Source organism: Chryseobacterium sp. T20, from assembly GCF_047345655.1.
Classification (GTDB): domain Bacteria; phylum Bacteroidota; class Bacteroidia; order Flavobacteriales; family Weeksellaceae; genus Chryseobacterium.
In genome coordinates this window covers 169002-193228 of the sequence record NZ_JBLFDU010000002.1, presented here as the reverse complement: position 1 = coordinate 193228, position 24227 = coordinate 169002, and the positions used below count along the sequence as shown (strand labels likewise).

Genomic DNA, 24227 nt, shown 5'->3' with positions numbered 1-24227 from the left:
TAAAAAAAGCATTTCAAATCGAAATGCTTTTTTATATTGTTAAAGTTCTTTTCTTAACCTCGCGACAGGAATATTGAGCTGTTCACGATATTTTGCAATCGTTCTTCTGGCAATATTATAACCCTGCTCTTTCAGAATGACTACTAATGCATCATCTGTAAGTGGTTTTCTCTTATTTTCTTTACTGATAACTTCCTGAAGATGGGTTTTGATCTCTTTGGTAGAAACTTCTTCTCCATCGTCATTTGTTAAACTGTCTGAGAACAGATCTTTAAGGTATACAATCCCATTAGGCGTATCTGCATACTTACTTTTTACCACCCTTGAAATGGTAGAAATATCAAAACCTGTAATATCTGCAACATCCTTCAGAATCATTGGTTTCAGAGATTTCTCATCTCCTGTGATGAAATAATCCTTCTGGAATTTAACAATGGCTGTAATCGTCTGTAATAAGGTATTCTGACGCTGATTAATGGCATCAATATACCATTTTGCTGCATCCAGTTTTTGTTTGATAAATAAAGCAGCCTGCTTGTGTTCTGATGAGTTTTTATCATGAGAATACGTTGTCAGAATATCTTTATATTCTTCAGAAACTCTTAGCGTTGGTGCATTCTTGCTGTTCAGCATAGGAATTACCTGGCCGTCTTTCACCTGAATGACAAAGTCCGGAATAATCTCCTGGTTGATGGTAATTGTCTGCGTATCAAAGTTCCCACCTACTTTAGGAGAAAGTTTTGAGATTTCATCCAGAGCATCTTTCAGATCTTCTTCTTCAATATCGTATTTCTGAATGATCTTGTTATAATGCTTATTCGTTAAAGCTTCAAACTGATGTCTTAAAATATTGGCAGCCAAAGAAACAGCTTTATCTGAGCTTACTTTCTTTTCAATCTGTAGTAAAAGGCATTCCTGCAGACCTCTTGCTCCTACTCCGGGCGGATCCAGTTTCTGAACATAATTTTCAAGGATATCTTCTACTCTTTCTTTAGTAGTATAAATTCCCTGTGAGAAAGCAAGATCATCAACAATAGATTTGATCTCTCTTCTCAGATATCCGTCTGTATCTAAATTCCCGATCAGGTATTCTGCAATCTTCAGGTCTTCATCACCAATATTTACCAGGTGAATCTGTTCTGTAAGATAATCATATAAGGACTGGCCTTCCGTTAAAAGACTCTCGTTATCAAATTCTTCATCATCCGGAGAGTAGTTGCTGGATGCGGTTTTATAGCTTGGTTCATCGTCATAGATATATTCATTGACGTCGAAATCTGTTTCAATGCTTTCTGTACCCTCATCCTGATAAGCATCTTCCAGGGAAGAATAATCATCTTCCTTAGAATCTTCTTTCGCAATTTCCAAAGCTGGGTTTTCTTCTAACTCTCTTTCCAACTCCTCTTCAAATTCAAGAGTATGAAGCTGAATAAGCTTCATCAACTGGATCTGCTGAGGGGCCAGCTTCTGTCCTAATTTGAGTTGTAAGTGTTGTTTAAGCATATTCTTATTTGCGTTTTAACATAACATATTCTACGAATTTAATAAATTTATTTGATAAAAAACACATTTAGCATGATTTTTGCATTACTTACCCTAATATAATAAACTATTAAATAATAAAAAAAGCCTTAACTTGTGATTAAGGCTTTTTTTATTGTTCTAGAATTCAGCGCTTTTCGGTGTTCTAGGGAAAGGAATTACATCTCTGATATTCGTCATTCCTGTTACGAAAAGAACTAATCTTTCAAGTCCTAAACCAAAGCCTGCATGCGGTACAGAACCGAATTTTCTGGTATCAAGATACCACCAAAGTTCATGCTCATCCACGTGCATATCTGCCATTTTCTGTTTTAAAACATCTAATCTTGCTTCTCTCTCTGATCCACCGATGATCTCACCGATACCAGGGAAAAGAACATCCATAGCTGCTACGGTTTTGTTGTCATCGTTCAGTTTCATATAGAAAGCTTTGATTTCTTTCGGATAGTCAAATAATACTACCGGGCTTTCAAAATGTTTTTCAACAAGGTATCTCTCGTGCTCAGACTGAAGGTCAGTTCCCCATTTTTCAACCGGGTAAGCAAATTTTCCTTTTTTATTTTCTTTAGAGTTCAATAAGATTTCGATGGCTTCTGTATAGCTTACACGCTTAAAACGCTTAGCAATAACATTCTGAAGTTTTTCGATAAGACCTTCTTTTGCTCTTTCTTTTTCTGGTTTTGTCTTTTGTTCTTCCGCAAAACGGTTGTCTAAGAACTCAAGATCATCTTTGCAGTTATCCAATACGTACTGGATCACATATTTTAAGAAATCTTCCGCAAGGTCGATGTTATCTTCAAGGTTGTTGAATGCCACTTCCGGCTCAATCATCCAGAACTCGGCAAGGTGTCTTGTCGTGTTAGAATTTTCAGCACGGAAAGTAGGTCCGAATGTATAAATTCTTCCCAATCCCATCGCTGCAGTTTCTCCTTCCAACTGTCCTGAAACAGTAAGGTTGGTTTTCTTACCGAAGAAATCCTGAGAGAAGTCAATTTCACCTTCTTCAGTTTTCGGCATGTTGTTCAGGTCGAAGTTCGTTACGCCAAACATTTCACCTGCTCCTTCCGCATCTGCTCCTGTAATTACCGGCGTGTTGATATAGAAAAACTGGTTCTGGTTGAAGAACGAGTGAACGGCAAAACTTACTGCATGACGTACTCTGAACACCGCTCCGAAAAGGTTCGTTCTGAATCTTAAGTGAGCTTGCTCACGAAGTTTCTCAAGACTATGTTTTTTAGGCTGAAGAATTGTACTCTGCAGTTCTTCTGTTAAGTTATCTCCTAAAATAATGATCTTCTTAGCGATAATTTCCACAGATTGTCCTGCTCCCTGGCTTTCCACCACTTCTCCTACTACTTTCAGGGAAGAAGCTGTACTGATATTCTTAAGAATAGCTTCATCAAAATTTTCGAAATCAACAACTATCTGCAAATTATTAATCGTAGAACCATCATTAAGCGCAATAAAGCGATTAGCACGGAAGGATCTTACCCATCCGTAAACTGTAATGTCATGATGTAATACTTTCTTGTAATCCTTTAGGATTTCTTTGATCGTTTGCTTTTTCATTTGTTGATGATAAATTTTTTATATAAAAATTAATGTCTGCAAAGTTACAAAAAAACAGCGCAACTTAATGATTGCGCTGTCTTTAAAAATCATTTAACAGGTATTTAAACTTTCAGTTCAGGAAATTCACCTTTTTTCTTCTGCAAATTCCTCTGCATTTCAGGGTTACATTTCCACTCAATATAGTCCTGAACTTCAATAATATCCGGAATATCCCCCGGAATGAACACACTTACACTATCACTTTTAAAAAGAATAAAATATTATTTTACTCTGAGTTTTCATGGAATTAGTTTTATTGAAATGGTTATTAGTTTTTAAGTGATAAGTTCGTGGTAAATTACCGGGTTATACATCCATTTTTAGACTATACTATACTTTTAAACTGTGTGGCGGATTAACCGGATTTACTGTTTAATGATTTTTAAATGATCACTACACTTTACATCTCTAAATTCTGAACAATTACTTCATGATTTACATTTTAGTTTTCTTGGTTATTAGTTTTTATCCTCTTCTTCATTATTAGTTTTTATGATACAATTCCTGACTTGATTGTTTAAATGATCAACAGTTTGGAACTGATATCTTGTATTGTGCACATACAAAATAAATGGTTGTGTTTTTACCTGAAGCAAAGATGCAGGAAGTAGAAGAATGAAACAAGGGAATGCTTTATAGATTCATAAATTTATATACCTAAAAACATGAATTTATAAACAATAAAAAACTAAATATCAACAACTTAACATTAATCTAAAGACATGTTTTCAATTTCTTTCAAGTAGATAGAAAGTGGCGTTCCGGTTCGTTTTTTGAAGGCTAAAGTGAAGGCCTGTTCATTATTATATCCTAATTCTTCGGCGATAAAAGGAATTTTATAAGACCTGAATTTTTTGTCATTGGCCAATCTGCTGATGGCATAATCAATACGAAGATCATTGAGATAGGTTGCAAAGTTTTTTCCTTTGTAAGTATTGATAATTTCTGACAGATATTTTGAGTTTGTTTTTATTTTTTTGGCAAGACTTCCCAATGTAATTCCCTTATTCAAAAACTGATCATTGCTTTCAAATATTTCAAGTTCTTTTAAAATAGTCTGGGCAATATCTTCAGAAATAGTTCTCGATGTTTTGTCCTCCACATTTTCTGTACTTACTATTTGAACAGGTGCTGCTAAAATTTCATTTTTAATTTCCGGATCTCTGTTTTTTTCTCCTTTATTTTCATTAACAGATTGAATAAGATCCTGAGCAATCTTCTTATAGTTCTTTTCAGATTTTTTATATTTAAAATAAACGTTGATAAATAATAAATGTGAAATCAACAAAAGACTTAAAACAATATAGAAGAGACTTTTTCTTTTCGTAAGCTCATTGGTAATACTTTCTTTTTCCTGCTGAAGTTCCGGAGTATCATATCTTCTCGGAAGTTCTCTGGAAATATACCTGAACTGCATATCCAGCACCTGATCTACTTTTAAAAAACGGTCTACATAATACAGTTGTTTTTCCTTATCACCGTTTTCTTTATAATAATCAATAAGATAAGTATATACATCTCTCAACTCAGGATAGATATAGTTGGTTTTAAGAACCAGAGAATCTATTTTCCTGAAAAAGCCTACTGCTTTTTCCTTTTCCTGAAGTCCGGCATAGGATTTTCCTAAATACAAAAGCGTATAATTCTGGTTTCTTTTACTTCCATTATGATTTGTGAAGAAATATTTTTCGCATTCCAATAAACCATCGATCGCTTTTTGATAATTTCTTGAATGCAGATTATAATATCCAAGCAGTCCAAGATTCTGATGATATCGGTAAATATCTTTATTTTTTTTAGAATCCAGCAACCCATCCTTTATCAATACATAAGCAGAATCCATTTTATTGATCTCTATGTAAGCATCCGCCAGATTCAGTTTGAGAGAATTCTTCTCATCCTCATTCATATAATCTGTATCATAAGCATAGTGTCTCAGTACTTTTGCTGTCTCTGCATGTTTTCCTATATAATTGTTCAGGTAAGCAATACTGATATGGGCCATAGCAATCTGCCTCTTATTTCCTTTTTCTTTTGCATATTTCAGTCCCAGGATATAATTATTGAATGCAGATTGAAGATTGTCATTCTTAGAGTATAAATTTCCTCTTAGCAAATAAATTCTCGCCGGATAGGTATTTTCTTTGGAATTTTTTGTGATGTACTGTAAGCTGTCTAAATATTTTAATGCATTAGGTAAGTCTTCTGCAAAATGAAGCATAACATATCCTTCAGCAATCTGAGCGGTGTTTTTTTCAGATTTTGCCTTTTTAAGATAATAATCGGCAATACTTTTACTGTTTATTTCTCCCGCAGGACTGTTGTAGAACTCTTTTTCCAATTCCTCATAAGTCCGTTCTTCCAGAGAATTTTTTCTAATATTAAGAGTTTGTGCATGATAAAACACAACCCCTATAATCAAAAACAGTAGTAAAGATTTTATTTTCATCATTCATCCTAGCTATATTACAAAAATATTATTTTTCTTCAGTAGATGCACCACTCCTTTTGCTTTTTTTCCATGTATTCATCCATATTTTCATTAAAATTCAGAATAATAATTCAACAAAAAGTGAATACATACTGAAGATTATACTCTTTTCCAATATCATTTCCATTCTACTTTACCTTCCAGATAGTACACTCTTCCATTGTTCTCATAAAGAAGATCATATCCTTGAGAGGTCAGATAAAAATAACATACCTTCATTTCACCGTTTCTGTCTTTAAACTGAAGAACTGCAGGACACATTTTAGCCTGATCCATTTTCTTCACAATAAGATTAAAATCCTTCTGAATATTTTTTTTATTGTACAAAGACAACATCCGATCATTAATAAAACGAATATATTTTAAAGATGACAAAGGATAAGTAATTAACTTAAAAGGCTTTCCTGCAAACTTCGCAGCATTCTCATTGAAAAAATTCGTGATCGAAATACTATCTTGTGTAATGGCTTTCACCACACTTGATTCATATCTCTGGCCATCTACAAATTCCATACTGTATATGGCTTCCATTTTAATAGCGAAACCTTTCCCGGATTTTCTTAAATCTTTAAGATCCGTAAATTCTTTTCCTTTCTTGATGACAATCAAAACATTTCCTTCTCCGAAATCACAGTCATAATATTTTTTATAATCAAAAGGTTCTTCTGTTTGGGTATTCACTGTATCATTCGTGGTATTCTGTGAAAAAATACGTACTGAAAACAGGAATAAAAATACTATTAGTTTATAATTTTTCATGGTTTGATTATTTACTTAATTGTTTCAGGTATTGATAGTGTGAAGCCACGGCATCCGCAATACTTTTCTCATGGTATGGAAAATTGTTTCTGGCAGCTGCTCTTTTGATTGCAGGAGTAATAATGGTGTACACCGTGTGTGGCAAACCGGGAAAAAGATGATGCGCCGCATGGGAATTGAACCCTCCGAAAATCCAGTTGGCAAAACTGCTGGTTGGGTGATAATCCAATGAAACTGCTAGCTGATGTTCATAATAATCATAAGGGAGATATCCATTTTCATCTGCCTGGGGAAAATCTGTTTCAAGACTCAGGTGAGAAATAATCAGAGTCAGAACAAAAAACAGTGAAATGGTCACATGCATGATAATGAAAGAGATGAAAATTGTCATGACTGAAATATCAGTAAAAAGCGCTGGCAGTATTAACATATAACCGAAGTAAGCTAACTTTAGCAGGATAACTTCTGCTACAGATAGGATAGAATGTTTCTGATTTCTGAGATTAGCCAGGTCTTTTTTCCTTACATAAATAAAATCTTTGATCATAATCCAGTGCAGGGTGTAAAAACAATACAGCACGGTAGCATATAAATGTTGGTAGGCATGAATTCTTCTTTTGGGATGATGTACAGACAGACGTAAAAAAATATTATCATCGATATCAGCATCACAGCCATCCACATTAGGAAACACATGATGAGAAGCAATATGCCTTTTCCTCCACAATCTTGCATTTACGCCCTGCAAATTAAAAGTGATATAGTAAATAATCCTGTTAAGTTTTTTATACTTTGAGAATGTATTGTGCACACAATCATGAGCACAATTAAAAGCCAGCAATATTCCGGTAAGTCCTAAAGCAATATAATTCAAAGTTACCAGCCAGTTCTTATCTGCTATATAAGGATTAAAAAGATTGGCATACAGAAGCAGAAAGGCCAGAGCATAAACCAGGAATTTTATAATCATTAATCTTCCGGCCTTTTTAGTCACTTCATCTGTCAGCAATACATTCACCTCTTCACGCAATTCCGAATAGAAAGGAGAAGTTGCTTTTTTAAATCTGATTTTTGGTTTCATAATCACTTTTTATTTACTTTCTGTTTCTTAAAATTCCAGTTGATCAAAGGCAGTTTCCTTCTTCCGTTCTCATTCCATCCACCAATCTGGATTCCTCTGAAATCTTTACATTGATTGTACAAACCGATCTGTATTCCTCTGCATTTCTGCCCGATATTAGCCAATGGCGCTACAGAAACTCCTTTCATCTCATGATGCAGATTAAAAAATGGAGAGACAGACATTCCGTTAGTTACGGCATACGTGCCGACATTACTTGAAATATTGATCTCTAAACCATTGGTAACTGTAGGTTCCATATTGATGATTGACAACTGCAACCCATTAATGGTATTCATCTTTTCACGGGGAACAATGACATAATCATGGTTTCCCGGTGGCTGTAGAGTGAAAAGCATCAATGGTGGAAGAAAAATGCCCACAAAATTGAATCCCATACCTAAGCCATTTACTTTTTTAGGCTTAAAATGTTCTTCCTCGTCAAAATATTTAAATAAAATTCCGTTGACATTTTTGACAGTCTTTGAGGGCGAAGCTGCAATCAGTCTTGGTTTCAAAGAATCTGCTTTTAAACGGTCTGATGCATATGCCAGACTGCTGAATAAAAGAACTGCTGTTAAAAAAATTCGTGTTTTCATAACTCGTTATTTTAAAATTACAGTTCAAAATTATCAGCAGAAGACTCAGTTCCGAATGTGAAAAAAAATTAAAAAAAACATCCTGTTTGCGAAAATCACAAAACAGGGGTTGGAAGCTAGAAGAAGGATGCTGGAAGTTACTTTCAGTGATCAATAGTAATAGTGATTATAATTCCAATTACTTTTAAATTTTTATTGATTCTTTCGACCTCCGATATTTCCCTTCTCCCAGCTTCAATCTTCCCGCCTTCTAAACAGAAAATCAAAAATAAATAGATGAGAAAATGAAGTTATCTACTAATACTAGTGGGTTGGAAGCCAGAAAAAGGAGGCTGGAAGTTACTTTCAGTGATCAATAGTAATAGTGATTATAATTCCAATTACTTTTAAATTGTTATTGATTCTTTCGACCTCCGATACTTCCCTTCTCCCAGCTTCAAGCTTCCCACCTTTTAAACAGAACATCAACAACTCTTTCCACAAAAAAATACTACATTTGTGAAAATCACAAAACTATGCACCAGGAAGCTTTATTGAAGGAAATCCGAAGAAAAATCGGGGAGAAATCTTTAAATGATGAGATTGCTAATATTCTTAATATCAGTTATGATGCGGCTCACAGAAGAACTTCCATGAAAGCCAAGTTCAGTTTTGAGGAAGCTTTGGAACTCGCCAAATACTACCAGATCTCACTGGATCAGTTTCTGGGAACAGAAAATCAATTAGTAGTCAAGAGAACACAACCTGTAAAAACCACCGAGGATCTTTTAAACTATTTCGAGAACTCCTTGAAGATTTTGAATGTTTTTCAGAATATCAACAATTCCAAAGTATTTTATTCCGCAAAGGACATCCCGTTTTTTTATACCATTTCAGATTCAGTTCTGTCCCGTTTCAAGTTTTATGTCTGGATGAATTTGTTGAACCAGGATAAATTTTTAAGTCCGTTTCATGAGTTCACGATGGAATATCATTCTGTAAAAAATGAAATGCTGAAAGATCTTTACGACAAACAAAATGTAACAGAAATATGGAATGACACCACCATTATGAGTGCGTTGAGACAAATTTCGTTCTATTATGAAATGGGTTTATTAAAGAAAAATGATGCAGGTCTTATTCTGGAAGACCTGAGAAAATTACTGGAAGGACTGGAAATTAAAACACTGGAAAAAAATAATTTTCAGATCTATGTAAATGATTTAGTCATTTTAAACAACGCTATTCTATTCAAAAACGAAGAACAATGTTCCTTTTTTGTACCTTTCAGCATGTTCGGATATATGATGACCAATGATAAAATAACGTGTGAAGATTCACTAAGCTATTTTGAGCATCAGATCAAAAATTCCAGATCACTGAATGAATCCGGTAACAGAGAAAGGAAAATGTTTTTTAATAAAATGTATGAACAGATTGACCGATTAAAACAGAATTTATTATGAATACTCTTCGTAACGGCGAATATTTCGGAGATACCAATCAAAGGGTCAATTTAGAAGGGTTGACCATCACCGATACGGAGTATACTCATCCTTATGTAGACTGGCATTATCATGAAAATGCGTATTTCACTTTTCTTCTTCAGGGAAATATGACGGAAGGAAACAGAAAGGAAGTCTATGGCTGTTCTGCCGGAACATTATTGTATCATCACTGGGAAGATCCGCATTATAATATTAAACCGGATATTTTCACAAGAGGCTTTCATATTGAGCTTTCACAAAGTTGGTTTGACCGGTTTGATATTCAGAAAAGTAAAGTGGAAGGCAGTTTTAATATAAAAGATCCGGCTTTAAAACTATTGGTTTATCAGATGTTCAAAGAAACCAAAGGTGATGATATTTCATTTGAACTGGCTTTTAATCAACTATTGCTACATCTTTTCAGCCAGTTAACCCATCAAAAGGAAAGTATGGAAAGAAAACCTTTATGGGTAGGCCAGATCAATGAAATTCTGCATGAAAGCTTTACGGAAAACCTCAATCTTACAGAACTTTCCAACACCCTGAACATCCATCCTATTCATCTCAGCAGGGATTTTCACAAATATTTCCACTGTAATCTGGGTGAATATCTCAGAAAATTAAAACTCAATAAATCTCTTGAGCTTCTCCCTTCATCTCATTCTTTAACGGATATTGCGATGGAATGTGGTTTTTCAGATCAGAGTCATTTTATCAGATGTTTTAAAGAAAATATGGGCATCACTCCTTTAAAATACAGGAATCTTCTGAAAAATTATTGAAACTTGTTTGAAATTAAAGAGGGATTTGGCTTTTGTCATAGACTACGTTCAATCTGAGATTTCTGAAAAAGTAAGAATCTTGTTAGTAACCAATTGTTTGAGATTCTTCATTTCATTCAGAATGACACACGTTAAATAGTACCATTCACGATTTGGATACATCATTCCCCGATTTGGATACATTTCCCCTTTCGTAAGTTTCCATCTTTGTACCATCATTTAAACAAAAAAATATTTAAAAATGGAAACAAAAAAAGTATGGTTCGTGACAGGAGCTTCAAAAGGCTTAGGATTCGAGTTGGTAAAAAAATTACTATCCGAAGGATTTCAGGTTGCTGCTACAAGCCGTACCGTTGAATCCCTGATCTCCACCATCGGAGATATTTCAGAAAACTTTCTTCCGCTCAGCGTCAACATCACAGACAATAACGACATCAAATCTGCCATTGAAAAAACAGTTCATCATTTCGGACGAATTGATGTGGTAGTGAACAATGCAGGTTATGGACAAATCGGAACGCTGGAAGAACTTACCGATGAAGAGGCAAGAGAAAATTATGCAGTGAATGTTTTCGGAACCTTAAATGTCATCAGAAACGCCATGCCTTATCTTCGTGAACAAAGATCAGGAAATATCTTCAATATTTCTTCTGTTGGCGGCTATTCTGCTAATTTTCCAGGCTGGGGAATCTATTGTTCTACAAAATTTGCCGTTGCCGGATTTACAGAAGCATTGGCTGAAGAAGTAAAAGATTTCGGAGTTCATGCTACGGTTGTTTATCCCGGCTATTTCCGTACCGATTTCTTAACCAAAGATTCTGTGAAAACACCTTCAAATCCTATTCAGGCTTATGAAGCGGCAAGAAATTCGGAACAGGCTCACCTTAACGAAATCAATGGAAACCAACCTAACGATCCGGAAAAGGCAGCGGATGTACTGATTCAGATCAGTAAAGAGAAAAATCCTCCGGTACATTTATTATTAGGGGTAGGAACGATGGAATTTCTCAATAACAAAATTGATATTTTAAAGAAAGACGCTGAGAAATGGGAAAACCTTACTGTTTCTACAGCGATTTAATATGTTAGTATCCTTCGGCTCCGCTCAGGATGATATTCCTAATACTTACTATTTAATTTATATATATGAATAAAGTATAAGATTTTAGGAAAGTCCGTCTGGTCGGAGTCGAAGGCTTTTTGAATCAATATGTTATACTTTTTACAAAAACAACTAACTTCGCTCTATGAAACAACCCGTTCGTTTTAATTCTATTTCAGATTTTCATGCTTTCTGTGGTCTTCCCAATCCTGAGCATCCGCTGATCAGTGTGATCGATTACAGCAAAGTCCGTTATATCGTGGATAATGAGGAACTGAAGTGGATTCAGAATTTTTATTCAATAGGTTTGAAAAAGAATGTCACACCAAAGTTCAATTATGGGCAGCAGCAATATGATTTTAATTCAGGAGTACTGTGTTTTGTTTCGCCACAGCAATATTTAAGTCTTGAAATCAACCCGGATGTAGAAGTAGAACCTACCGGATTTTTACTGTTGATTCATCCCGATTTTCTGTGGAATACTTCGTTAACCAAAAAAATAAAATCGTATGACTTCTTCAGCTATCAGGTGAAAGAAGCCCTTTTTCTTTCTGATAAAGAAGAGAAAATCCTTGTTGATATTTTTAATAATATTGAACGGGAATACCAGAACAATACCGATAGATTTACACAGGAACTGATTATTGCCCAGATTGAATTATTACTGGTGTACTCTGACCGCTTTTATGAAAGACAGTTTTTCACCAGAAAAAAATCAAGTCACGAGTTATTGTACAAATTTGAAGACATTCTTTCCCAATATTTCGAAAACGGAAATCTTCTTGAAAACGGGATTCCATCAGTGAAGTGTATTGCCGAACAGATGAATATTTCACCTAATTATCTGGGAACACTTTTGCGTCTTCACACTCAGCAAAATACCCAACAGCACATTCAGAATAAATTAATTGAATCTGCCAAAGAACGTTTAAGCACCACAAGTTTATCCGTAAGTGAAATTGCTTATGAATTAGGATTTGAACATCCGCAGTCTTTCAGTAAACTCTTCAAACAGAAGACCAATCAATCTCCGGGAGAATTCCGAAAGTTATTCAATTAGATTTCGTAAAAGATCAATACTACAATAGAAATGTTAATTTCATTCTATTTTGTGATAAGGAAGTTCTGTATTTTTGTTTAAATACTTTTAAGATGAAACCTATCCTATTATTGATCTTTATTTTTACATTTTATTTCTATCAGGGACAAAGTAAAGATATAATCAATGCTGAAAAAACAGAGAATCCTATTCAGAAAAAATATTCCGGGAAAATTGTTTTTCTAGCCCAAAACATGGCGACGGAAAATCTGAAAGATTCGGATATTCTTAACTCTACAGTATTTCAGGAAAACGGAGATCTTGGTATTCATGCTTTCTTTGATAACTCTCTGGTCAATTATCTGCATCAGCTTGAACCCGGCTGGTCTGTGGATGAATTACTGAAAAAAGGGAATTATCAGTTCTCATTTTACGTAGACGGAAAGCTCATCTATAAAGAAAATCTCAATACAGGCGCAGGAACTCCAGACCATAAAAAATTCAAAACCACTTTACGAATTCCTCTTCTCAGCAACAAAAATGAAGATTCCTGGGGAAGGTATTTATGGATGCGTTTTTATATGGCTCATGACGGAATTGATGCGTTGACAGCTGGAAATCATGTTTTGAAAATTGAAATCCGACCTTATCTTAATACGACTACGATTAAATCCGGATCTGTCATTGCGGAAGGACAAATCAATCTTACGGTTCCTGCTCAAAATACTACAGAGCAGCAAATTGCTATTCAACCTATTCAGTCCAATAGCGGATGGAAAGTTTCACAGGAAAAAATCAATACCGAAAGGATCAGAACTCTGAATAAGAAAATTGCAGAAAACAGATTTAAAAATATCACGGGAATTGTTATTATAAAGGAGGGAAAATTACTTCTTGAAGAGTATTTCAACGAATCCGGAAGAGACTCGTTGCAGGACACACGATCGGTAGGAAAATCTTTTTCATCAGCTTTAACGGGGATTGCTATCAAAGAAGGATATCTAAAAAATGAAAACCAGAAACTGAGTGAATTTTATGACCTGAAGTTCTTTAAAAACTATTCTGCTCAAAAAGATAATGTTACCATAAAAAGCTTACTGACAATGAGTTCAGGATTTGACGGGAACGATGAGGATTATGAATCTCCCGGAAATGAAGAAAATATGTACCCGACTGAAAACTGGGTAAAATTTACTCTGGATCTGCCTATGACAGCGAATCCTATTGGTAAAAACTGGAATTATTTCACAGCAGGAGTAGTATTATCCGGAGATATTCTGGATAAAAGTGTTCCGCAGGGATTAAAAAATTATGCCGATCAAAAGTTATTTCAACCTCTTGGAATTACAAACTACAAATGGCAGTTTACACCCCAGCAAAAACCTTCTCTGGCGGGAGGACTGCGCATGAAAGCACTTGATTTTGCAAAATTCGGGCAATTGTATCAAAATAACGGTATCTGGAATGGAAAAACGATATTGAGTAAAGAATGGATTCAGAAATCTTTCACCAATTACTTCACAGAAAATCCTGATTTTGAAGGATATGGATATTTATTCTGGAGAAAGGTTTACACGGTGGGAAACAAAAGTTATGAAGCTTTTCAATCCAGTGGAAACGGAGGAAATAAAATTATTATTTTCACAGAAATACCTGTTGTGATCGTAATTACCGCACAAGCTTACAACAAGCCTTATGCCCATCAGCAATCTGAAAAAATAGTACAGGACTATCTTTTACCAGCCTTAAAAATGAGTAATGAATAATCAGTAATGAGTAATGAGTAATGTAGAAAAGTGAAAAAGAATAGTAATAGCTTATTGCTTATTGCTTATTGCTTATTGCTTATTGCTTATTGCTTATTGCAAAACTATTCGTCTTTTTTCGAAGGAACCAGAAATACATCAATAAGACCTTCAGGAAGTTCCATTTTGATTGTTCTTTCTTCCCTGTCAACTGCAAGAATCCAGTCTTTGATCATAGGAATCACCACTTCTTTTCCATCCAGATTGGTAATGAAATACACCTGAGCTGTCTGATCGTTTACAGATCTGATCACTCCACAGTTGTTATCATTCTGATCAAAAATTTCAAATCCGATGATTTCGTGGTAATAGAATTGTTTTCCTGAAAGTTTAGGCAGTGAAGCAAGTGGAAGGTAAACACTTTTACCCAACACCTGATCTACCATCGCCTCAGAAGAGTTTTTGAATGCAAGATTCAGAGCATCCAGTTTGCTCCATGATGATTTTTCAATAAAAAATGGAACCAATAATCCGTTGATTTCAACGAATATTGATTCCAATTTATTGTAAAGCTCGGGTTGATCGGTATCCAATTTAAGGATCACGTTACCCGCAAGTCCATGTCTGCGTGTGATTTTTCCTAAAAAATAGCAATCTTCTTTACGCATAACAGGGTTTGTTCTTAAGCTTCAGTGTTTTCTTCAGTTTCAGCAGCAGGAGCTTCTCCTTCTGTAGCTTCAGCAACAACTTCTTCAGCAGGTGCGTTAGCAGCTTCTTCAGCAGCCTTAGCATCAGCTTCAGCTTGTGCAGCAGCAGCAACTCTAGCTTCGTTTACTTTTACTTCAGCTTCTAAAGCAGCTTTCTTAGCATCAGCTTTAGCAGTTGCTAAACCATCTACTTTACCTTGTACTTTAGAATCTTTAGCTTCTACCCAAGCATTGAATCTTTTTTCAGCTTCAGCTTCGTCAAAAGCACCTTTAGCTACACCACCTTGTAAGTGTTTTTTGTAAAGAGCACCTTTGTAAGATAAAATAGCTCTAGCAGTATCAGTAGGCTGAGCACCGTTGTTTAACCACTGTACAGCAGAATCAACGTTCAATTCGATAGTTGCCGGGTTAGTAATTGGGTTGTAAGTACCTAGTTTCTCGATGAATCTACCATCTCTTCTAGCTCTAGAATCTGCAACCACGATGTGGAAAAAAGGTTTTCCTTTTTTACCGTGTCTTTGTAATCTGATTTTTACTGACATAATGTTTGAATTTTACGGGAACTCGTCCCAGTTAAATATTTAAGAGTGCAAAGATAGTAAAAAAGTTTGAAGTAAAGAGCTCCAACTAAAAAGTTTTATAAAATTCAATTTATTTTTTTAACCAAGCAGGGCAAAAGAAAATATTGTTGAAATAATTACGGAAATTAAAACAGCCATAAAAACTACAAAATTACCCCGCGTTTTTCCTGTAATCCCGTAAATCACCAGATAGTTGATGATATAAACTGGTACCAGCAGAAAAAATGAGAACTCTCCTGTAGATGTCATCACAGCCTTTAAAAAAAGAAGCCCGGTAACAGAAGCTGCTACAAGTCCTAAAAGACTTTTAAAAATTATTTTTTCATCTATTTTATCATTTTCTTTGACTTTTGAAAACTGATCAAATTTATCCAGAATAAAAACTTTTAAATCACTGCTTCCGATCATTTCCGAAGAGATAGTTTCCAGAATAGTATCTATCTTTTCTCCCTTTTGCACCCTTTTGTGTACTTCAAATGAGATTCTCCCTTTTTCTTTGACTAAAACTTTCCTGTATTCTGCTGCTTTTACAAATTCATCATAATTGAATTTCTGACTGATGGCTTCCCGCAATTCATCATTGACTTTACCAGTATGATCAGTCATATGAAGATAGGCAGCATGCAGATCTTCTTCATTATAATTTCTATAAATATTCTTCATCTATACCGTTCCCATATAAAATAATCCCAGACATTTCTGGTTTTCTTCAATGGTCAGAGAGTCTTTCAGCTCGTCTACAATTTTAGGAGAACTCCAGTAACATCCGATATTATTTGCTGTACAGGTAAGATACATATTCTGAACCGCCATTGACGTAGCGGCAATTTCTTCCCATTCCGGAACCATTCCACTGAAATTCACCACAAGGGAAACCACAACATCTGCTTTATTGATTTTAAAACCAATATCGTTGTATTTTTTTTCCAGGAAAAGCTGTTCTGGAGTAACGGTCTTATAGATAGCCTGCATTTCTGATGCAAGCTGTGCTTTTTCTTCAGCTTTGAATATTTTGAAACGCCAAGGCTTAGTACGTTTATGGTTGGGAGCAAACGTGGCAGAGTTTACAATCTCCTCCAAAACTTCCTGAGATATTTCTGCGTCTGTATAATCTTTTGGGAAAATACTTCTTCTTTGCTCTATAATTTCTTTTAAAATGGATGCATTATTCATGTAACAAAATTACGAAAAAGATGGATGCAGGAATCAGAATGAAGGAAGTTTAATCTTTGACTGTTTAATAGAGATTTATCAAAAGTACTTTTTACTTTTTACTTTTTACTTTTTACTTTTTACTTTTACAAAACCTCTATCACCTTCTGATGAATTTTGTTTAAGGTAAATTCATCACCGGATTTCATGCCCATCATCTTTTTGGCCATGGGACTTTCCGGAGAGATGGCGTAGAACCTGTCTCCCTCAAAAAAGAACTCTCCCAGTGACACAGAAATATAAAACCTGGCTTTATTGGTAATGACCAGTGAACCAAGCTGTACTCTTTCAGTAGCCGTATTTAAAACTTTTGCCATATTTCTTTTAAGATCATTCAAAGCTCCTAGTTGTCGCTGCATCTGATAAATTTCCTCCTGCATTTCTTCTCTCATGCTATCATATTTCGGAGTTTTTTTAATGTCACGGCTGGCTTCAAGGGTAAATTCGATAAAGTTTTTCAATTTTTCAATTTTCTCTGCGATGGTGGTCTTCACAAAGTCTCTGATATCACTTTTTTCAAATACAATCTTCTCCATACAATCTATTCTTTATATAAAGATAATATTTTAGAATAATATTTCTTTGACTTTATGCAAAAACGTTAACAAAATAAAGGGAAATATGATTTATTCGAATAATAGGGTTCTCATAAAAAAAGCCCTGTAAGATTTACAAGGCTTTCCTATTATTTTTCAGCAAGTTTTTTCAGATCGCCCAGCCCCTGACTGAACATCTTATCCATATTGCCATTCATCATCGGCTTCATAATCTTCATCATAGGAGTAAGCTCATTATCAATCATCCAGGTCACTTTCGTTCCGCTTCCTTCAGGAGCCATAATGAAATTCGCTTTCATATCTCCTTCAAAAGGTTCTATAAAATGAAGTTTCGTTCCCATTTTTTGGTTGGGAACCAGTTCTGTAATAGCCTGTTCACCCTCTCCTACATTTTTATCTCCTTTCCAGTGATAGGAATCTCCTACTTTATCGCCGTTTCCGGAATAGGTAATGACAATGTTTTTATCAGCTTTGGAAAAAGGATCCCACTGGTTATATCCTTTTAGATTACCTGTATAAGCCCATACTTTTTCCTGTGGTGCGTTGATAACAATAGATTTTTCATAGTGATAATCTTTACTGAAGGCCAGTATGGCAATAACAGCATAGATAAGGATCAGTACAATGATAATACCGATAATTTTTAAGAGTGTTTTCATAGTCTATATATTTAAGGTTATTTATTTTAATGATGACTTTTAAATCTGTTCTCAAAATTAAATATTCCCACATCACTCCTTCTTTCCATATGACAAGATTAATTAAAGATAAGGTATTTTTGTCATAACTTGCCAGTAAGGCATTATTTTTGAGCATTTCAGCTGTGATTCCCTATGAATCATTAAATTTACCTTATATAAAAAGATCAAAAAATGAATATTTTAACAGAAAAATTTAACACACCATATCATTCAGCTCCCTTCAACAGCATTAAAAATGAAGATTATCTTCCTGCATTTAAAGAATTGATTCAAAAATCTGAAGCAGAAATTGATGCGATTGTCAACAATCCTGAAGCGCCTACTTTCGAAAACGTAATTGAGGCCTTGGCTTATTCAGGAGAGCAACTGGATGTGGTTTCCAATATTTTTTTCAATTTAAATTCTGCAGAAACCAGCGATGAAATCCAGCAGATTGCCCAGGACGTTTCTCCAATTTTAACAGAATATTCTTCAAAAATTTCTCAAAACGAAGCCCTTTTCAACAAAATCAAAAAAGTATATGATGAAAAGGAAAAATATAATCTCAACGAAGAGCAGGAAATGCTTTTGAATGAAACCTACAAGGGGTTTGTAAGAAGCGGAGCTTTATTGAATGAGGAAGACAAAGAAAAATTAAAGAAAATCAGCATGGATCTTTCTTTAAAATCTTTACAGTTCGGGCAGAATGTATTGGCTTCCACCAATGCTTATTTTAAACATATCACCAATAAAGAAGATCTTGCAGGAATTCCGGAAGCAATCATTGATCAATATGCTGAAGAAGCAAAGGAAAGAAATCTTGAAGGCTGGGTAGTCACTTTACAGTATCCAAGTTATATTCCGTTCATGACCTATGCTGAAAACCGTGAACTGAGAAAAGAACTGGCTTTGGCAAACGGTAAAAAATCTTTCGATGGTGGAGAATTTGACAACCAAAATCTGATTAAGGAGCTTCTGAATTTAAAACAGCAGAAAGCAGAACTTATCGGATATAAAAACTATGCAGATTTTGTATTGGAAGAAAGAATGGCTAAGTCTCCGGTAAAAGTTTTAGATTTTTTAAATGAACTTCTGACCAAGGCAAAACCTTACGCAGATCAGGAAATTGAAGAATTAAAAGCTTTAGCAAAAGCTGACGGAATTGAAGACATGCAAGGCTACGACCACGCATTCTATGCTGAAAAACTTCGTAAGGCGAAATTCGATCTTAATGATGAAGAATTGAAACCTTATTTTCCATTAAACCAGGTACAGGATGCTGTATTCGGGCTGGCCGGGAAACTTTTCGGACTTACTTTTGAAGAAAGAAATGACATTCCGAAATACCACGAAGATGTAAAAGTATATGAAGTAAAAGAGAATGGAATTTATAAATCTCTTTTATACGTTGATTATTTTCCAAGAAAAGGAAAAAGAGCCGGTGCATGGATGACCAGCTACAAAAATCAGTACAAGCAAAACGGTGAAAATTCCCGTCCGCATATTTCAATTGTCTGCAACTTCAGCAAACCGACAAAAGATACGCCTAGCTTACTGACTTTCCAGGAGGTGACTACTCTATTCCACGAGTTCGGGCATGCGCTTCACGGCATGATGGCAGATACTCAATATCCTACTCTTTCCGGAACTTCTGTGAAATGGGATTTTGTGGAACTTCCGTCACAGTTTCTGGAAAACTTCTGCTATGAGCCGGAATTCTTAAAAACGTTTGCAAAACATTATAAGACCGGAGAAGTACTTCCTGACGAAAAAATTGAAAAAATTGAACAGTCTAAAAACTTCATGGAAGGATATCAGACTTTAAGACAACTTGGTTTTGGACTTCTGGATATGAACTATCATACAAAAGTGGCAGAACTGGAAAACGAGACTGTAAAAGAGTTTGAAGATAAATATACGAAAGCAACCACTCTTTACCCTTCCAACGCTGAAACGGCAATGAGTCCAAGTTTCTCACACATTTTCCAGGGAGGATATTCCGCAGGATATTATTCTTACAAATGGGCGGAAGTTCTGGATGCTGATGCATTCCAATATTTCAAAGAAAACGGAATCTTCAATCCTGAGATTGCAGCCAAATATAAAGTACTGCTTTCTTCAGGGGGAACGAAAGATCCGATGGAGCTTTACAAAAATTTCAGAGGCAGTGAACCAAAAGTAGAAAGCTTACTGAAAAGAGCATTTGGATAGGATATACGTTAAGATAATGACAGAAAAAATTAACATGCTGGAAGCAGTTTTTAATCAATCTTTAAAAACTGCTCTTGACCATATTACTTCAGAAAAGATTGATGAAATTCTTGACAACAGAGATTCTGCAGAGTTTTCAGATGAATGGATGAAAGCATATCAGATGATTGAAGAAATGCCTTTTGATGAAGAAACAGAAGACAGAATAAGTGATATCCGAAAGGAGATTTTTGTTTCCACATTCAGAAGTACCGGTTCTTCAGATCTTCCGGCTTATATTTCGGATGATTTTGGTCTGATCTGCTCTTACTACATTCATCAGATTGAAAACAGCTGGGTCACCCATTTGCTTTTCACTTATCTTCATCATCAGATTCCACAAGGTGAACTGATGAAAACAGAGAAAACAATGAAAGAACTGATTCAATAAATCAGGAAAAATATAATAAAAAAGAACAGTAATCGCTGTTCTTTTTTGTTTTAAATTAGTTGCCCAATAATCTCAAAAATCAATTTCTGATCTATGACCACCCAAGAACAAATTCAGGACTACATCAACAGCCAGCCGGAACTGAAGCGTAATGATATGCAGGAACTTCACAACATTATTCTCGAACTCATGCCTGATTGCCAGCTGTGGTTTCTGGATGGTAAAAACAGTGAAAACAAAACCATTTCCAATCCCAATATCGGATATGGATCGTATGCCATGAAATATGCCGGCGGAAAAACAAGAGATTTTTATCAGATTGGAATGAGCGCTAATACCACCGGCATCTCCGTTTATATCATGAATATCGGTGATAAAACATATTTATCTAAAACCTATGGAGAAAAAATAGGGAAAGCTAGCGTCACTGGATATTGTATTAAATTCAAAACATTGAAAGATATCAACATTGAAATCCTGAAAGCTGCCATACTGGATGGACTTAAAGAGTAAAAAGCTAAATTTGCACCTTATAAGTAAACATCCATTCTGTAATTCTAAATAATGAGTACGATAACAACAAGATTAGAAAACGTAAAAAAACTTCAGGCTAAAAGATGGGAAAATGAAGACCATTGGGATACTTTAAATGATCTGTTGGTTAAAGAATTAGATGAAGTTTTATTGATTGAGCCTGAAAATACTTCAGCTTTAATCAATATTGGTGCTATTTACTCTGATATGGGAGAAAATGAGAAGGCATTGGAGTATTTAAAAACGGCATTAAATTTGGGTTCTAAAGACAAAAATCTTTTTGTAAACCTCGCCATTGTGCTTGTTTATATGGAGAAACATCAGGAAGAGTATTTGGAATATCTTGAAGAAGCGGAGGATAAAATGGAAGATCCTCTCACTTTTAAAGCGTATTTCGATCCTCAGTCGCGTTAAAATTAATTCAACTAAAAACGAAAAATCATGTTATTAGCCATCTTACTTCCTTTCTTATCTTTCATGGTCCGTGGAAAAGTCTTCACGGGAATTATCTGCCTTATTTTACAGATCACTCTGATTGGATGGCTTCCTGCGGCAATCTGGGCTGTACTCTCTTTAAATAATGAAAGAGCAGACAAAAGAAATGACCGTTTGATCAAAGCCATGCGGGAAAACAAAAGATAAAACTTACCCAAACCTACCACAAACAACTGATTTAAAATCAATTAATAAACATCATCTATTATTTTTCAGTTTCTGATTTATAAATTTCATCAAAAAAAATTGCGAAACCGAAAAGTTGCGTATATATTTGCAACCATATGGTTTCATTTAAAATCATCATCTATGAGAAGAGATATTTTTCAGGCTATAGCAGATCCTACACGAAGAGCAATTATTGCACTTATCGCAGTACAGGCGATGACACCCAATGCCATAGCAGAGCATTTTGATACCACCAGACAGGCCGTTTCAAAACATCTGAAAATTCTGACTGAGTGTGAACTGGTGACTCAAAATCATCAGGGAAGAGAAATTTATTACTTTTTAGAAATTGATAAAATGAAAGAAATAGATCATTGGCTGGAACAGTTCAGAAAGATATGGGAAAGCCGTTTCGAACAGCTTGATACGTTACTGGCAACCCTGAAAAGCCAGCAGAAATAAAGTTTAATACAACAACCAAACTATAAAAATATTAATATGAAACATCTTCTTCAGTTCGATTTCCTTGCGGATAAGGAAAAGAACACTTTAACGATCAGACGTGAATTTATGGCCAACCGACAATTGGTCTGGGATTGCTACACGAAAAGTGAACTTCTTGATCGTTGGTTCGCTCCAAAACCATTCACTACCAAAACACAATCCATGGAATTCAGTGAAGGCGGACACTGGCATTATGCAATGGTAGAACCTAGCGGTAAAGAATACTGGAGCTGGGTTGGGTATCACAAGATCAATCCTATTGATTCTTATATTTCCAGCGATGCATTCTGCAATGAAAAGGGAGAAATCAACACAGATCTTCCCCAGGCAGAATGGGTAGTATCTTTCACGGATAAAAATGAGAATACCCTTGTAGAAACTATTGTAACCTATGAATCCTTAGCGGATCTGGAAACCATTATCGAAATGGGAATGGAACAGGGAATGATGGCAACTCTTGAAAAACTTGACGAATTACTATTAACATTAAAACCATAAAAAATGAGCCACAAAATCACAGTTTCTGCTACCATCAATGCAGAGGCAAAAAAAGTATGGAATTATTACACCCATCCTGAACACATAACTCAATGGAACTTTGCTGATCCTTCATGGCAATGCCCATCTGCTTCCAATGATATGAAAGTAGGTGGAAAATATGCTGCAAGAATGGAAGCTAAAGACGGAAGTTTCGGTTTCGACTTTGAAGCTGTTTACAATGAAATAAAAGATGGGGAAAACTTTACGTATACCATGCCGGACGGAAGACAGGTACGCGTTGACTTTAAAGAAAATAATGGCTACACCAATGTAGATGTTGCTTTCGATCCGGAAAGTGAGAACCCTGAAGACATGCAGAGAGGTGGCTGGCAGGCTATCCTTGATAATTTCAAAAAGTATGCGGAAGCTAATTAAAAATATTTCAATAAAGAATTGATATAAGGCTGGATGTTTTACATTCAGCTTTTATTTTTCAGGGATCAAAAATCTCTGAACTCTGATATTATTGTAAATTTACATTTCATGAACTGAAAAATCTGATCTGAGTTTAAAACCTTGACAAGGATAGATCATTAAGAACCTTAATTTTTTGAAGCTATGAAAGAAAATAAATACGACCATCCTTCATTTTTTGACCAATATGAAAAAATGCTTCGTTCTCAGATTGGTTTGGAAGGAGCCGGAGAATGGCATACTTTGAAAAATATGCTGCCGGATTTTCATGGGAAAAACATTCTGGATCTTGGCTGTGGCTTTGGTTGGCATTGTCGCTTTGCTATAGAAAACGGAGCAGAATCAGTGATAGGAATTGATCTTTCCGAAAGAATGCTGGCAAAAGCTATGGAAATCAATAATCTGCCTGGAATTCAATATGAAAGAAAAGCTCTGGAAGAAGTGGATTATCCTGCTGAAAAATTTGATGTCATACTCAGTTCTCTCACATTACATTATGTAGAATCATTCGATAGCATTGCTCAAAATATTTATAAATGGCTTACGCCGGACGGATCTTTTGTATTTTCAGTAGAACATCCTGTATTCACTGCAGAAGGTGGTCAGGACTGGGTATATGATAAAAATGGTGAAAAAATCTGCTGGCCGGTAGACCGTTATTTTATAGAAGGAAAAAGGAATACGACTTTTCTGGGGGAAAATGTCATTAAATACCATCGCACTTTAACTTCTTATTTAAATACATTATTAAAACACGGCTTCACCCTCAAAGAAGTTATTGAACCTGAGCCAAGCCAGGAAATGCTGAAAGAAATCCCGGAGATGAAAGAAGAACTCCGCAGACCAATGATGTTACTCATCTCTGTATTGAAATAATTTTTAGAAAATCAATTTTATTGTGTTAAAAAATAAAATGCATCTTACTATATTGTATAACA

Annotated in this window: 26 protein-coding genes; 14 read left to right on the top strand and 12 right to left on the bottom strand. The window is 35.2% G+C overall.

Annotation, left to right across the window (positions count from 1 at the left end; all coding sequences use genetic code 11):
* Window positions 1-39 precede the first annotated feature (39 nt).
* The 6 genes from rpoN to ACMA47_RS06205 form a co-directional block, all read right to left on the bottom strand.
* Window positions 40-1503: an RNA polymerase factor sigma-54 gene (rpoN, locus tag ACMA47_RS06230; protein ID WP_413929106.1), complete on the bottom strand. Its 1464-nt coding sequence runs from the start codon at window positions 1501-1503 to the stop codon at window positions 40-42.
* Between the two features lie 159 nt (window positions 1504-1662).
* Window positions 1663-3111 (bottom strand): asparagine--tRNA ligase, encoded by a 1449-nt coding sequence (gene asnS, locus ACMA47_RS06225; RefSeq protein WP_413929105.1) that lies wholly within the window; start codon window positions 3109-3111, stop codon window positions 1663-1665.
* A 751-nt stretch (window positions 3112-3862) separates the two neighbouring features.
* Window positions 3863-5605, bottom strand: a complete 1743-nt coding sequence (locus ACMA47_RS06220; protein ID WP_413929104.1) for a helix-turn-helix domain-containing protein — start codon at window positions 5603-5605, stop codon at window positions 3863-3865.
* Window positions 5606-5761: 156 nt separating this feature from the next.
* Complete coding sequence (locus ACMA47_RS06215; protein ID WP_413929103.1) at window positions 5762-6403, bottom strand: hypothetical protein; 642 nt, start codon at window positions 6401-6403, stop codon at window positions 5762-5764.
* 7 nt (window positions 6404-6410) lie between these two features.
* Window positions 6411-7484: a fatty acid desaturase family protein gene (locus ACMA47_RS06210; protein WP_413929102.1), complete on the bottom strand. Its 1074-nt coding sequence runs from the start codon at window positions 7482-7484 to the stop codon at window positions 6411-6413.
* Between the two features lie 2 nt (window positions 7485-7486).
* Entirely contained in the window at window positions 7487-8122 is a 636-nt protein-coding gene (locus ACMA47_RS06205; protein WP_413929101.1) for a hypothetical protein, read from the bottom strand.
* A gap of 515 nt (window positions 8123-8637) precedes the next feature.
* Between ACMA47_RS06205 and ACMA47_RS06200 the strand changes: the two genes are divergently transcribed.
* The 5 genes from ACMA47_RS06200 to ACMA47_RS06180 all read left to right on the top strand — a co-directional run bounded on the left by ACMA47_RS06200 (window position 8638) and on the right by ACMA47_RS06180 (window position 14277).
* Window positions 8638-9567, top strand: coding sequence for a helix-turn-helix domain-containing protein (locus tag ACMA47_RS06200; protein ID WP_413929100.1), 930 nt, complete (start codon window positions 8638-8640; stop codon window positions 9565-9567).
* Window positions 9564-10370, top strand: a complete 807-nt coding sequence (locus ACMA47_RS06195) for a helix-turn-helix transcriptional regulator (RefSeq protein WP_413929099.1) — start codon at window positions 9564-9566, stop codon at window positions 10368-10370. Before ACMA47_RS06200 ends, ACMA47_RS06195 begins: the two co-directional genes overlap by 4 nt.
* A 241-nt stretch (window positions 10371-10611) precedes the next feature.
* Window positions 10612-11451: an SDR family NAD(P)-dependent oxidoreductase gene (locus ACMA47_RS06190; protein ID WP_413929098.1), complete on the top strand. Its 840-nt coding sequence runs from the start codon at window positions 10612-10614 to the stop codon at window positions 11449-11451.
* Window positions 11452-11617: 166 nt separating this feature from the next.
* Window positions 11618-12532 (top strand): helix-turn-helix domain-containing protein, encoded by a 915-nt coding sequence (locus ACMA47_RS06185; RefSeq protein WP_413929097.1) that lies wholly within the window; start codon window positions 11618-11620, stop codon window positions 12530-12532.
* 92 nt (window positions 12533-12624) lie between these two features.
* A complete protein-coding gene (locus tag ACMA47_RS06180; protein WP_413929096.1) occupies window positions 12625-14277 on the top strand; it encodes a serine hydrolase domain-containing protein in 1653 nt (550 codons plus the stop codon).
* Between the two features lie 104 nt (window positions 14278-14381).
* Here ACMA47_RS06180 and rimM read toward each other — a convergent pair whose 3' ends face one another.
* The 6 genes from rimM to ACMA47_RS06150 all read right to left on the bottom strand — a co-directional run bounded on the left by rimM (window position 14382) and on the right by ACMA47_RS06150 (window position 17972).
* Window positions 14382-14924 (bottom strand): ribosome maturation factor RimM, encoded by a 543-nt coding sequence (rimM, locus tag ACMA47_RS06175; RefSeq protein ID WP_062673923.1) that lies wholly within the window; start codon window positions 14922-14924, stop codon window positions 14382-14384.
* A 14-nt stretch (window positions 14925-14938) separates the two neighbouring features.
* Window positions 14939-15505: a 30S ribosomal protein S16 gene (locus ACMA47_RS06170; protein WP_413929095.1), complete on the bottom strand. Its 567-nt coding sequence runs from the start codon at window positions 15503-15505 to the stop codon at window positions 14939-14941.
* 117 nt (window positions 15506-15622) lie between these two features.
* Entirely contained in the window at window positions 15623-16207 is a 585-nt protein-coding gene (locus ACMA47_RS06165) for a hypothetical protein (RefSeq protein ID WP_413929094.1), read from the bottom strand.
* Complete coding sequence (locus ACMA47_RS06160) at window positions 16208-16717, bottom strand: nitroreductase (protein WP_413929093.1); 510 nt, start codon at window positions 16715-16717, stop codon at window positions 16208-16210.
* A 125-nt stretch (window positions 16718-16842) separates the two neighbouring features.
* Window positions 16843-17292: a hypothetical protein gene (locus ACMA47_RS06155; RefSeq protein ID WP_047420780.1), complete on the bottom strand. Its 450-nt coding sequence runs from the start codon at window positions 17290-17292 to the stop codon at window positions 16843-16845.
* Between the two features lie 149 nt (window positions 17293-17441).
* Window positions 17442-17972 carry an SRPBCC family protein gene (locus ACMA47_RS06150; protein WP_034698988.1) on the bottom strand — a complete coding sequence of 177 codons (531 nt, stop codon included), beginning with the start codon at window positions 17970-17972 and terminating at the stop codon, window positions 17442-17444.
* Between the two features lie 213 nt (window positions 17973-18185).
* Between ACMA47_RS06150 and ACMA47_RS06145 the strand changes: the two genes are divergently transcribed.
* The 9 genes from ACMA47_RS06145 (at window position 18186) to ACMA47_RS06105 (ending at window position 24165) form a co-directional block, all read left to right on the top strand.
* Window positions 18186-20204, top strand: coding sequence for a M3 family metallopeptidase (locus ACMA47_RS06145; RefSeq protein ID WP_413929092.1), 2019 nt, complete (start codon window positions 18186-18188; stop codon window positions 20202-20204).
* Window positions 20205-20220: 16 nt separating this feature from the next.
* Window positions 20221-20634: a hypothetical protein gene (locus ACMA47_RS06140; protein WP_413929091.1), complete on the top strand. Its 414-nt coding sequence runs from the start codon at window positions 20221-20223 to the stop codon at window positions 20632-20634.
* Between the two features lie 93 nt (window positions 20635-20727).
* Window positions 20728-21147: a DUF1801 domain-containing protein gene (locus ACMA47_RS06135; protein WP_413929090.1), complete on the top strand. Its 420-nt coding sequence runs from the start codon at window positions 20728-20730 to the stop codon at window positions 21145-21147.
* Window positions 21148-21198: 51 nt separating this feature from the next.
* Complete coding sequence (locus tag ACMA47_RS06130) at window positions 21199-21582, top strand: tetratricopeptide repeat protein (protein WP_413929089.1); 384 nt, start codon at window positions 21199-21201, stop codon at window positions 21580-21582.
* A gap of 27 nt (window positions 21583-21609) precedes the next feature.
* Window positions 21610-21810: a YqaE/Pmp3 family membrane protein gene (locus ACMA47_RS06125; protein ID WP_202967943.1), complete on the top strand. Its 201-nt coding sequence runs from the start codon at window positions 21610-21612 to the stop codon at window positions 21808-21810.
* A gap of 162 nt (window positions 21811-21972) precedes the next feature.
* Window positions 21973-22293, top strand: coding sequence for an ArsR/SmtB family transcription factor (locus ACMA47_RS06120; RefSeq protein ID WP_047378845.1), 321 nt, complete (start codon window positions 21973-21975; stop codon window positions 22291-22293).
* Between the two features lie 36 nt (window positions 22294-22329).
* Window positions 22330-22833, top strand: a complete 504-nt coding sequence (locus ACMA47_RS06115; RefSeq protein ID WP_413929088.1) for an SRPBCC family protein — start codon at window positions 22330-22332, stop codon at window positions 22831-22833.
* Window positions 22834-22836: 3 nt separating this feature from the next.
* Window positions 22837-23250: an SRPBCC family protein gene (locus ACMA47_RS06110; protein WP_306595022.1), complete on the top strand. Its 414-nt coding sequence runs from the start codon at window positions 22837-22839 to the stop codon at window positions 23248-23250.
* Window positions 23251-23433: 183 nt separating this feature from the next.
* The gene (locus ACMA47_RS06105; protein WP_413929087.1) at window positions 23434-24165 is read left to right on the top strand and encodes a class I SAM-dependent methyltransferase; all 732 of its coding nucleotides are present in this window, start codon (window positions 23434-23436) and stop codon (window positions 24163-24165) included.
* Window positions 24166-24227: the final 62 nt, after the last annotated feature.

Bases quoted from the DNA above. Each gene is read 5' to 3' on its own strand.
- rpoN (WP_413929106.1), bottom strand. From the start codon at position 1,503: ATGCTTAAACAACACTTACAACTCAAATTAGGACAGAAGCTGGCCCCT.
- asnS (WP_413929105.1), bottom strand. From the start codon at position 3,111: ATGAAAAAGCAAACGATCAAAGAAATCCTAAAGGATTACAAGAAAGTA.
- ACMA47_RS06220 (WP_413929104.1), bottom strand. From the start codon at position 5,605: ATGATGAAAATAAAATCTTTACTACTGTTTTTGATTATAGGGGTTGTG.
- ACMA47_RS06215 (WP_413929103.1), bottom strand. From the start codon at position 6,403: ATGAAAAATTATAAACTAATAGTATTTTTATTCCTGTTTTCAGTACGT.
- ACMA47_RS06210 (WP_413929102.1), bottom strand. From the start codon at position 7,484: ATGAAACCAAAAATCAGATTTAAAAAAGCAACTTCTCCTTTCTATTCG.
- ACMA47_RS06205 (WP_413929101.1), bottom strand. From the start codon at position 8,122: ATGAAAACACGAATTTTTTTAACAGCAGTTCTTTTATTCAGCAGTCTG.
- ACMA47_RS06200 (WP_413929100.1), top strand. From the start codon at position 8,638: ATGCACCAGGAAGCTTTATTGAAGGAAATCCGAAGAAAAATCGGGGAG.
- ACMA47_RS06195 (WP_413929099.1), top strand. From the start codon at position 9,564: ATGAATACTCTTCGTAACGGCGAATATTTCGGAGATACCAATCAAAGG.
- ACMA47_RS06190 (WP_413929098.1), top strand. From the start codon at position 10,612: ATGGAAACAAAAAAAGTATGGTTCGTGACAGGAGCTTCAAAAGGCTTA.
- ACMA47_RS06185 (WP_413929097.1), top strand. From the start codon at position 11,618: ATGAAACAACCCGTTCGTTTTAATTCTATTTCAGATTTTCATGCTTTC.
- ACMA47_RS06180 (WP_413929096.1), top strand. From the start codon at position 12,625: ATGAAACCTATCCTATTATTGATCTTTATTTTTACATTTTATTTCTAT.
- rimM (WP_062673923.1), bottom strand. From the start codon at position 14,924: ATGCGTAAAGAAGATTGCTATTTTTTAGGAAAAATCACACGCAGACAT.
- ACMA47_RS06170 (WP_413929095.1), bottom strand. From the start codon at position 15,505: ATGTCAGTAAAAATCAGATTACAAAGACACGGTAAAAAAGGAAAACCT.
- ACMA47_RS06165 (WP_413929094.1), bottom strand. From the start codon at position 16,207: ATGAAGAATATTTATAGAAATTATAATGAAGAAGATCTGCATGCTGCC.
- ACMA47_RS06160 (WP_413929093.1), bottom strand. From the start codon at position 16,717: ATGAATAATGCATCCATTTTAAAAGAAATTATAGAGCAAAGAAGAAGT.
- ACMA47_RS06155 (WP_047420780.1), bottom strand. From the start codon at position 17,292: ATGGAGAAGATTGTATTTGAAAAAAGTGATATCAGAGACTTTGTGAAG.
- ACMA47_RS06150 (WP_034698988.1), bottom strand. From the start codon at position 17,972: ATGAAAACACTCTTAAAAATTATCGGTATTATCATTGTACTGATCCTT.
- ACMA47_RS06145 (WP_413929092.1), top strand. From the start codon at position 18,186: ATGAATATTTTAACAGAAAAATTTAACACACCATATCATTCAGCTCCC.
- ACMA47_RS06140 (WP_413929091.1), top strand. From the start codon at position 20,221: ATGACAGAAAAAATTAACATGCTGGAAGCAGTTTTTAATCAATCTTTA.
- ACMA47_RS06135 (WP_413929090.1), top strand. From the start codon at position 20,728: ATGACCACCCAAGAACAAATTCAGGACTACATCAACAGCCAGCCGGAA.
- ACMA47_RS06130 (WP_413929089.1), top strand. From the start codon at position 21,199: ATGAGTACGATAACAACAAGATTAGAAAACGTAAAAAAACTTCAGGCT.
- ACMA47_RS06125 (WP_202967943.1), top strand. From the start codon at position 21,610: ATGTTATTAGCCATCTTACTTCCTTTCTTATCTTTCATGGTCCGTGGA.
- ACMA47_RS06120 (WP_047378845.1), top strand. From the start codon at position 21,973: ATGAGAAGAGATATTTTTCAGGCTATAGCAGATCCTACACGAAGAGCA.
- ACMA47_RS06115 (WP_413929088.1), top strand. From the start codon at position 22,330: ATGAAACATCTTCTTCAGTTCGATTTCCTTGCGGATAAGGAAAAGAAC.
- ACMA47_RS06110 (WP_306595022.1), top strand. From the start codon at position 22,837: ATGAGCCACAAAATCACAGTTTCTGCTACCATCAATGCAGAGGCAAAA.
- ACMA47_RS06105 (WP_413929087.1), top strand. From the start codon at position 23,434: ATGAAAGAAAATAAATACGACCATCCTTCATTTTTTGACCAATATGAA.